The 4559-nt window shown below is 69.8% G+C and carries 6 protein-coding genes; all 6 read left to right on the top strand.

The features are described from left to right. A partial coding sequence (locus VFV89_RS03795; protein ID WP_414690343.1) for an ABC transporter ATP-binding protein occupies window positions 1–454 on the top strand: 454 nt, incomplete at its 5' end. Between the two features lie 94 nt (window positions 455–548). Then, window positions 549–1814 carry a cysteine desulfurase gene (locus VFV89_RS03790; protein ID WP_414690342.1) on the top strand — a complete coding sequence of 422 codons (1266 nt, stop codon included), beginning with the start codon at window positions 549–551 and terminating at the stop codon, window positions 1812–1814. Between the two features lie 5 nt (window positions 1815–1819). Continuing rightward, window positions 1820–2266, top strand: coding sequence for a Fe-S cluster assembly sulfur transfer protein SufU (sufU, locus tag VFV89_RS03785; protein ID WP_329704570.1), 447 nt, complete (start codon window positions 1820–1822; stop codon window positions 2264–2266). After that, window positions 2259–2636, top strand: a complete 378-nt coding sequence (locus VFV89_RS03780; RefSeq protein ID WP_329704569.1) for a metal-sulfur cluster assembly factor — start codon at window positions 2259–2261, stop codon at window positions 2634–2636. The genes sufU and VFV89_RS03780 overlap by 8 nt, the downstream gene beginning before the upstream one ends. Window positions 2637–2655: 19 nt before the next feature. Further along, a complete protein-coding gene (locus VFV89_RS03775) occupies window positions 2656–3255 on the top strand; it encodes a GNAT family N-acetyltransferase (protein ID WP_329704568.1) in 600 nt (199 codons plus the stop codon). A 197-nt stretch (window positions 3256–3452) separates the two neighbouring features. Continuing rightward, on the top strand, window positions 3453–4490 hold the full coding sequence (locus tag VFV89_RS03770; RefSeq protein WP_329704567.1) for a S1C family serine protease: 1038 nt from the start codon (window positions 3453–3455) through the stop codon (window positions 4488–4490). Window positions 4491–4559: the final 69 nt, after the last annotated feature.

Here is a 4559-nt window from a genome sequence, read left to right as displayed (position 1 = left end):
CTTCCTGCGCACCGCCCGCACCGCCATCGACGGCGAGGCGCCCAAGCTGCGCACCTGGGTCAAGGAGGTCAACACCGCCCTGGAGGACCTCGACCTCGACGCGTCGTTCTCCCAGCGCTCGGTCAACGAGGGCTTCTCCGGTGGTGAGAAGAAGCGCCACGAGATCGCCCAGCTCGAGCTGCTCAACCCGCGGGTCGCGATCCTCGACGAGACCGACTCCGGCCTCGACATCGACGCGCTCAAGGTGGTCGCCCGCGGCGTCAACCGGTTCCGCGCCCAGGAGGGCAAGGGCATCCTGCTGATCACCCACTACACCCGGATCCTGCGCTACATCGAGCCGGACTTCGTGCACGTCTTTGTCGACGGCAAGGTCGCCGAGTCGGGCGGTCCGGAGCTGGCCGAGGAGCTCGAGGCCAACGGCTACGAGAAGTACGTCGGCGCGGCGGCGGTCTGATCATGGCCGTGCTGGAGGGGCTGCTGCCCGAGTTCGCGCGCAGCGCGAAGGTCGAGCCTGACGAGACACTCCGCAGCCAGCGGGGAGACTGACCATGGTCGCGAGCCTCGAAGGCCTGTTGCCGGAGCTGGATGTTGTGAGGAAGGACTTCCCCATCCTCGAGCGCACGCTCGCGGGCGGGCTGCCGTTGGTCTACCTCGACAGCGCCAACACCAGCCAGAAGCCCCAGGTGGTCATCGACACGATGGTCGACCACCTCGAGCGGCACAACGCCAACATCGCCCGGGCCATGCACCAGCTGGGCGCGGAGTCGACCGAGGCCTTCGAGGCCGCGCGCGACAAGGTGGCGTCCTTCCTCCACGCGCCCTCGCGCGACGAGGTCGTCTTCACCAAGAACGCCTCCGAGGCGCTCAACCTCGTCGCCAACACCCTGGCGTGGGCCGGGCCGTTCCAGGTCGGCCCCGGTGATGAGGTCGTCATCACCGAGATGGAGCACCACTCCAACATCGTGCCCTGGCAGCTGCTCACCGAGCGCACCGGAGCGACGCTGCGGTGGTTCGGACTGACCGACGACGGGCGGCTCGACCTCTCGAACATCGACGCCCTGATCACCGAGCGCACCAAGGTCGTCTCGCTGACCTGGGTGTCCAACATGCTCGGCACCATCAACCCGATCGCCGACATCGCGGCGCGGGCCCACGAGGTCGGCGCGCTCGTGGTCGTGGACGCCTCGCAGGCCGCCCCGCAGCTGCCGGTCGACGTCGCCTCCTCGGGGGCCGACCTGCTCGCCTTCACCGGCCACAAGTGCGTCGGGCCCACCGGCATCGGCGTCCTGTGGGGCCGTCGCGAGGTCCTCGACCAGCTGCCGCCGTTCCTGGGCGGCGGCGAGATGATCGAGACTGTCACCATGGAGCGCTCGACGTACGCCCCGGTGCCGCACAAGTTCGAAGCCGGCACCCCGCCGATCGTGGAAGCGGTCGGGCTGGGCGCGGCCCTGGACTACCTCGGCGACCTGGGCATGGAGGCCGTGCACCGACACGAGCAGACGATCACGCGCTACGCCCTCGACGCGCTGCAGACGGTGCCCGGTGTGACGATCCTCGGCCCGCTGTCCGCGGAGGACCGTGGGGGAGCGATCGCCTTCGAGCTCGAGGGCGCCCACCCGCACGACGTCGCGACCGTGCTCGACACCCGCGGGGTCGCGGTGCGAGCCGGCCACCACTGCGCGAAGCCCGCCCACGCGCGGTTCGGCGTGCAGAGCTCGACCCGCATGTCGTCCTACCTCTACACGACGCCGGCGGAGATCGACGCGCTGGTCGAGGCGCTGGAATACACCCGCTCGTACTTCAAGTTGAAGTAAGGACCATGGACCTCGACAGCCTCTACCAGGAGATCATCCTGGACCACTACAAGAACCCCCACCACAAGGGGCTCCGCGAGCCCTTCGAGGCGGAGGTCCACCACGTCAACCCCACCTGCGGTGACGAGGTGACGCTGCGGGTGCACGTGGCCGACGGCGTGGTCGCCGACGTGTCCTACGAGGCGATCGGCTGCTCGATCTCCCAGGCCGCCGCCTCGGTGATGTCCGACCTGGTCATCGGCAAGACCGTCGACGAGGCGATGGACATCCACGGCGAGTTCCTGGCCCTGATGCAGGGCAAGGGCGCGGTGACCCCCGACGAGGAGGTCCTCGAGGACGGCATCGCGTTCGCCGGGGTGGCGAGGTTCCCGTCGCGGGTCAAGTGCGCGTTACTGTCGTGGATGGCCTGGAAGGACGCCACCGCCCGATCCCTGGAGGCAAGCAATGGCTGATCACCCTGTCGACCACGGAGCGCTGCCCGAGGTCCCCGAGGCCTCCGGCTCCGCGACGGCCACCGTCAGCATCGACGACGTCACCGAGGCGATGAAGGACGTCGTCGACCCCGAGCTCGGCATCAACGTGGTCGACCTCGGCCTGGTCTACGGCGTCCACCTCGACGAGGGCCACAACGTCGTCCTCGACATGACCCTCACCTCGGCGGCCTGTCCGCTCACCGACGTCATCCAGGACCAGACCGAGACCGCCCTCGAGGGGCTGGTCAACGACGTGGCGATCAACTGGGTCTGGATGCCCCCGTGGGGCCCGGACAAGATCACCGAGGACGGCCGCGAGCAGCTGCGCGCGCTCGGTTTCAACGTCTGAGCTCCGGGAGTCTCACCGGTTGGGCGGTGCTGGCTTCGTCCTCGCGGAGCGCGTCTCGAAGATGCCGGGGCTCACTGGTCAGGAGTCAGACGAGTCGAAATCTGGTGGCAGCACGACCCGGTTTGCTGACAACCTCGGTGCCATCAACATCGAGGTCCGCACCATCACCGCTGATGACTGGCCTCTCTTCCGCGACGTCAGCTTGCGGGCGCTGGCCGACTCTCCCGACGCCTTCCGCAGGACGCTCGCCGAGGCCCAGGCGCTCACGGAGGACTTCTGGCGGCAGCAGGCCACGGCGTCACGGATCCTGGTGGTGCTGGAAGACGGCCGCGGAGTCGCGATGGGTGGCGTCTTCACTCCCGCGGACAGCGCCATCGCCTATGTCTGGGGCATGTGGACGGCGCCCGTGGCACGCGGCCGTGGGTACGCCGCCGCGCTCCTCACCGATCTGGTGAACTCGTGCCGCGACCGCGATCTCGGCGTACGTCTGCATGTCACCGAGGGCAACCAGGCTGCGCGCCGGCTCTATGCCGCCCACGGCTTCAAGTCGACCGGCGTGTGGGAGCCGCTCCGGGAAGGATCGGCGCTGCAGGTCGAGGAGCTGCAGCTCGTGGAGTGACCTGAGTCTTCTGAGTGCGACACTCACGACGAGGCCTCGCTCAGCATGGACATGGCGCGGCATCCCGACGGCCGACCGGAGGCTTGGCGTCCTCAACCAGCCTGACACGAGTGTGGTGCAGGATGATGCGGGTGAGCGGCACCGACCGGCCCGACGCTGCCGCGTCTGCGCGACCCGGCCGGTCGAGACGCAGTCGGGTGCGGCTGCCCCGTCGCTGGCGGTGGCCGGCCGCCGTGGCTGCGGCGGTCGTCCTGGGCGCCCTCGTCGGCGCCGTCACCACGCTGGTCCTGGACGACGACCCGACGGCCTGTGACTCCACCCGGGTGGCCCGCGACGTCCTGCCGTCGGTGGTCACGGTCGTCGTCAGCGGTTCCGATGGCTCTGGCGGCAACGGAACCGGTGAGGTGATCGCCTCGGGCGGCTACATCCTCACCAACGAGCACGTCGTGCGAGATGCCGTCGACGGCGGCGCGGCGGTGAGTGTCCGCTACAGCAACGGTCACACCTCGGCGGCGGCCATCGTGGGTGCCGACTTCGACACCGACCTCGCCGTGGTGCGGGCCGAGGACGGCGCCGAAGGCCGTCCCCTGCTCGACTACGGCGACTCCGACGACCTCCGCGTCGGCCAGCCGGTGGTGGCTCTGGGCGCGCCGCTGGGCTGGTCCAACACGGTCACCGCCGGGATCGTCAGCGCGCTGGGTCGGCTCGTGTCACTGCCGGCCCCCAGCGGCGATGTCGCACATCTCCTCGACGCTATCCAGACCGACGCGGCCATCAACCCCGGCAACAGCGGCGGACCGCTGGTGAACTGTTCGGGCGACCTGGTCGGCGTCAACTCGGCGATCTCCACCGTCCCCAACGCCGAGGGCGTCGCCGGCGGCGGCAGCGTCGGCCTGGGCTTCGCCATCCCGGTCGCAGTGGCGGCACCCATCGCCGATCAGCTGATGAAGACCGGGAGCGCGAACCATCCCGTGCTGGGACTGGAGGCCCAGCAGGTGACAGGCGAGCCCGCCGGGCTCCTTGTCACCGGCGTCCAGCCAGGCGGACCCGCGGAGAGCGCCGGCCTCGCGGCGGGCGACGTCATCACCGAGATCAACGGGGACGCGGCGCAGAACGCCGAGCAGCTGGTGCTGGCGACGTTGCGCGGCGCTCCGGGTGACACGGTGACGCTGACCTACCTGCGCAACGGCACGTCCCACACCGCAGACGTGATCCTGGCCCCGGCCACGCAATGATCGTCCTCGTCCCTCGAGAGCGGTTCGAGCGGTGGGTGCTCAACTTCAGCGGCCGGCACGGCGAGGCCG

The organism is Nocardioides sp., assembly GCF_036274455.1.
In the GTDB taxonomy this organism is placed as follows: Bacteria; Actinomycetota; Actinomycetes; order Propionibacteriales; family Nocardioidaceae; genus Nocardioides.
This window is presented reverse-complemented; position numbering and strand designations above follow the sequence as displayed.